Here is a 4,965-nt window from a genome sequence, read left to right on the forward strand (position 1 = left end):
GCGGAAAATACGATAGGGCGCTACATTAACGACCCTCATCATGGTTGGACTACAGTGTAGGCGGTTAAAACCGCTCGTGTGGGCTTTCCACCTCGGTCTAAAGACGCGAGGCTACCAGCCCTACCGTGTTTCTCTTGTGTATCCCCCGCGATCGCCTTGATGGAGTGAATCCAAACAATGGATCACACCATTTCACACAAAGGGCGGGGGATCTTGCTGTAATCATGAGCGAATATTCCTCAATTCACCATCATCACCCCAGAACAGATACACTGGTTGAAAGCCCCTTTCACATTAGAGCCAGTGTTCTGAATGTCTTGGTCTGAGATTCCTTGCCTGAGCATCGCGATCGCACCCTTAAATACCAACTCTGATGCAAAACACTTTGCTATCTGGGTTCTGAAAGCCCCCTATCCCGGTGGCTACGTTCATTATGACTGTCCCTGGCCGGATAGTCTCACCCAAACCTGGCAAGCGTGGCATCAGCTATTTTCCCTACAGCCCTTGCCTTCAGTCTGGAATCTCCAGCCTTCATCCCAAGACAACGCCTTGTCCCTGCTCACCCCCAGCAGCAGTCACTCTCCAGCCAGTTACAGCGCTCGACTGATGCAGCAGTTAGGACTCCAGCTTTGGCAATGGCTGTTTGGGGAAGCGCTTCAAAATAGCTACTCCCAAAGCATGGGAATCGCAATGGGTCAGGACCGCCCCCTGCGGATCCAGTTAGAAATTCGGGACCCCGAACTGATCGCGTTGCCTTGGGAACTCATGCAACCCCGTCCGGGTAAACCCACCATTTGCCTCAATCCCCAATTACGATTTAGCAGGACCACCAGTGATGTAGACCCCCTGGCGATTCATTGCACTGCCCAATCTTTAAAAATTTTATTAGTCTTAGGGGAAGAAGTCGAAACCCCTGGTCATTCCTCCCAGGCAGAAAACCGCCTCCAACTGCAAAAAGAAGCGGATGCTTTAGCGCAGGTCCTCGAACAGAGCGATCGCAACCGTCAGGGGAGTGAGAATATCCTTCCCGTATCCTGTCATGTGGATACCTTACTACAGCCCACTCCCACCGAACTCATCGAAACACTCGAAACGGGCAATTATAATATTTTCTTCTATGCGGGTCACGGCATCTGTGCCCCTGCCGGAGGTCAGTTATTATTACGAAGCCTCACCCATTTAAGTGGGACGGAATTGGCTCAAGTGCTGGTTCGCTCAGAAGTGACCTTAGCGGTGTTTAATGCTTGTTGGGGTGCACAAAGCGATCGCCAGAATGAACAAGCTATCCCCCGCAGTAGTCTAGCTGAGGTCCTGATTCATCATGGCGTCCCGGCAGTGTTGGGAATGCGCGACTCGATTACCGATGAAGAAGCGTTAAGTTTTATTCAAACCTTTACCAGCGCCCTTGCGGACCGAATGTCCATTGATCGCGCTGTCGCAGTCGCCCGACAACATCTGTTAACGGTTTATAAATTCAATCAACCCGCCTGGACCTTACCTGTCCTTTATATGCATCCGGAGTTTAATGGGGAATTAATCCAACCCCTGGACTATCTGGAGACAGAACTCCCTGAGAACACGCCCTCGGGGATTCGGCCTTTAATTAGTCTGGCTTATCTGCGATCGCTCGATGTCAGCAACCAAGTCTGGCCGATTCGGGGGGGCCTCATGCGGGTGGGTCGTCGGTCTCAGAACGACTTGGTGATTCAGGAACGCTGGGTTTCCCAACGACACGCTGAAATTTTTTATCGGGATATGTCTGGGACAGGTTCAGTTCCCGCTTATTTTCTACGGGACTTTTCTCGCTATGGGACTTTGATTAAAAGTAGTAATGGTTGGCAAAAAATCCACCATCAGGAAGTGAAGTTAGAATCAGGGATTTTATTAAAATTTGGCAGTTCCCAGGGTCAAACTTTAGAGTTTGCCATTGATGAATGGCGATCGCACGACACGGGAGAGAAGGGGTAAGATAAATATCCCCTACCCTTCTCAAGCATCGGTAAAATTGTAGAAATCAGGGACAAGAAACCGGGTTTCTGAACCGCTATAGGCTTTTTTGGACTCAAATGTAAAATGTAAAAAGACGCCCTTGCTTTATCTCAGGAGTACAATTGCACATCGGAGAAATGCATGGGCGTCTATATTTAACCGGGAGTTGAACCGGGAAAAATTTAGAATAGACCGAGAGTCAGAGACTGGTCGATCGGCATGATTGCGCCGACTCCCAACCAGATGGTGAACAAAGTCCCAAACAGGAACACTGCCGTAGCCAGAGGACGACGGAAGGGGTTTTGGAATTTGTTGACATTCTCAATAAAGGGAATAACCATCAAACCAACGGGAATCGCACCCATCAATGCAATTCCTAACAGTTTGTTAGGAACAACGCGCAGCATCTGGAACGAAGGCCACAGATACCATTCGGGAAGAATTTCTAAAGGGGTCGCAAAGGGGTCAGCAGGTTCTCCGACCATTGCGGGGTCGAGAACACCTAATCCAACACACAGGGCGATCGTCCCGAGAATAACTACGGGGAAGATATACAGCAGGTCGTTTGGCCAAGCGGGTTCGCCATAATAGTTATGGCCCATCCCCATTGCCAATTTCTCCCGCAACTTCGGATCGCTCAGATCCGGCTTTTTCAAAATAGACATTTTTGAGAATCCTCTCCTTATTGTTAAGGTCGGCAGGTCTTGGCTGCAATTGCTAAAAGGATACAGCGATCGTCAGCGTGATGAATGTCAAGCAAGGAGCTCTTTACAAGGGACCGGAAATACCTTGCTTGCGAATCATTATGAAGTGCAGCAACATGAACACGGCAATCAGCCAAGGTAACACGAAGGTGTGCAGGCTGTAATAGCGAGTCAAGGTGCCTTGACCGACACTGGCACCACCCCGAAGGAGTTCCACAATTGTAGAACCGACCACAGGGATTGCTTCGGGTACCCCAGAGACGATCTTAACGGCCCAGTAACCCACTTGATCCCAAGGGAGAGAGTAGCCGGTTACGCCAAAGGAGACGGTAATTACGGCTAAGATCACGCCGGTGACCCAGGTGAGTTCCCGAGGTTTTTTGAAACCGCCGGTTAGGTAAACCCGGAAAGTGTGCAGAATCATCATCAGGACCATCATGCTGGCGGACCAGCGATGAACGGAACGGATGAGCCAACCGAAGTTGACCTCAGTCATCAGGTATTGGATGGAGGAAAAGGCTTCGGTAACGGTGGGGCGATAATAGAAGGTCATCGCGAACCCAGTGGCAAATTGGATGAGGAAGCAGACTAGGGTAATCCCGCCCAAGCAGTAGAAGATATTCACATGGGGGGGGATGTACTTGCTGGTGATGTCCTCAGCGAGCGCCTGAATTTCGAGGCGCTCTTCAAACCACTGGTATGTTTTGGAGTTCGTTACGTCTTTGGAAAACATTGCAGCAAGCGTTCCGAAAAGATTAATGCGTTTCTTCCAAAATGTAACATAATTTAAACACTATTTTCATAAATCTAGGTCCCTTTGGCGATTGTCGCTAATCCCTTTCCCTTTGGCCCTTCTGTGCAAGGGCTTGGGGTGGGGATCATCTATGAAGGTGGGGGGCTACTTTTATGAGAAAAGGTCAGCATCAAAGGGCCCGATCGCCCCGGGGGAGCGATCGCGCAGTCGGGTGGGGTCTAGAGTTTAGGAGTTAGGGTTACAAATTAAGAAACCACCCCGTCCCTTCGGGACACCCCTCCAAGGGAGGGGAATTAGCCTGGATCCCCGGCCAGATCAAGCGATTGAACAATGCAAAAATTAATTGGGCTGGGAGAATGACACAGCCCTACCTTGCCAAGGGGAGGGGATCGGAGGTGCAGTTAATTGTCAGGTCAATCACCATGAGCTTAGTTCTGTGGCTGAAGCCACAGAACGCGGACCCACCCTAACCCGGACCAAGACATCGGGGAGGGGACCGGAGTAGATCGCAGCACAGCCCTTTCTTGTCAACCCTCCCAACGCTAGATAGCCAAATTCCCTAAACTGGGGTAACTTTAGCTCATATATTTACACTCGAAAATTTGATATAAGCTTTGATCAACCTTTCAAAATCGGCATTATGGCAAAACGAGTATTCCGAGTAGGGCTGTTATTGGTCTTGCAATTTACCCTTGCCTGTTGCTGGTGGACGCCAGAGGCATTCGCCCTGAGCGAAGAGCAGCAGTTGATTTCGCAAGCGTGGCGGATCGTTAACTACTCCTATGTAGATGAGAGCTTTAACCATCAAAATTGGTGGTTCGTGCGGCAAAAGGCACTGAAAAACCCCCTGAAAAATCGCGAAGAAACTTATGGGCAGATTCAAGAAATGCTCGCGAGTTTGGATGACCCCTTTACCCGATTATTAAAACCCGATCAGTATCGAAGTTTACAAGTCAATACCTCGGGAGAGTTAACTGGGGTAGGTTTACAAATTGCCCTAGATGAGGAGACGGGAACTGTCGCCGTGATTGCCCCGATTGATGGGTCTCCAGGTCAGAGAGCGGGATTGCTCCCGGGCGATCGCATTCTGAAAATTGAAGGCACCTCTACGGTAGGTTTAACCTTAGATAAAGCGGCAGCTAGAATGCGCGGCCCCATTGGAACCACAGTCACCCTCACCATTAGACGAACAGAAACTCAAGCGGTTGAAGAGGTTCCTCTCGTCCGGGAGTTAATTGCCTTAAACCCAGTCATCTCAAAATTGCAGCAAACCCCCGATGGTCGTTCCGTGGGCTACATTCGTCTGAGTCAATTCAACGCCAATGCAACCACAGAAATTGCCCAGACGGTGCAGGAGTTTGAGGAGCAAGGGGCGGATGCCTACATTCTGGATCTGCGAAGCAATCCGGGAGGACTATTACAAGCGGGGATAGAAATTGCCCGACAGTGGCTAGATGGAGGTACGATAGTCTATACAGTGAACCGGCAAGGCATAGTCGGCAGTTTTGAAGCGATGGA

General features: G+C 50.0%; 4 protein-coding genes. 2 read left to right on the plus strand and 2 right to left on the minus strand.

Going from position 1 to position 4,965, the window contains the following annotated elements:
- The first annotated feature begins 312 nt into the window (after positions 1 to 312).
- A complete protein-coding gene (locus J0895_RS05755) occupies positions 313 to 1,968 on the plus strand; it encodes a CHAT domain-containing protein (RefSeq protein WP_207087159.1) in 1,656 nt (551 codons plus the stop codon).
- A 203-nt stretch (positions 1,969 to 2,171) separates the two neighbouring features.
- Here J0895_RS05755 and petD read toward each other — a convergent pair whose 3' ends face one another.
- Together petD and petB are read right to left on the minus strand one after the other, a co-directional pair.
- Positions 2,172 to 2,654 carry a cytochrome b6-f complex subunit IV gene (gene petD / locus J0895_RS05760; protein ID WP_207087160.1) on the minus strand — a complete coding sequence of 161 codons (483 nt, stop codon included), beginning with the start codon at positions 2,652 to 2,654 and terminating at the stop codon, positions 2,172 to 2,174.
- A 103-nt stretch (positions 2,655 to 2,757) separates the two neighbouring features.
- Entirely contained in the window at positions 2,758 to 3,426 is a 669-nt protein-coding gene (petB, locus tag J0895_RS05765) for a cytochrome b6 (RefSeq protein WP_207087161.1), read from the minus strand.
- Positions 3,427 to 4,087: 661 nt separating this feature from the next.
- On the opposite strand from petB, the gene J0895_RS05770 reads away from it, so the two are divergent.
- On the plus strand, positions 4,088 to 4,965 hold an 878-nt coding region (locus J0895_RS05770; protein ID WP_207087162.1), incomplete at its 3' end, for a S41 family peptidase.

Origin of the sequence: Phormidium pseudopriestleyi FRX01 (assembly GCF_017313335.1) — a bacterium.
Taxonomy (GTDB): domain Bacteria; phylum Cyanobacteriota; class Cyanobacteriia; order Cyanobacteriales; family Laspinemataceae; genus Laspinema; species Laspinema pseudopriestleyi.

What these genes read in the sequence shown, in the direction of transcription:
- J0895_RS05755 (WP_207087159.1), top strand. Translation starts at nt 313, where the DNA reads ATGTCTTGGTCTGAGATTCCTTGCCTGAGCATCGCGATCGCACCCTTA.
- petB (WP_207087161.1), bottom strand. Translation starts at nt 3,426, where the DNA reads ATGTTTTCCAAAGACGTAACGAACTCCAAAACATACCAGTGGTTTGAA.
- petD (WP_207087160.1), bottom strand. Translation starts at nt 2,654, where the DNA reads ATGTCTATTTTGAAAAAGCCGGATCTGAGCGATCCGAAGTTGCGGGAG.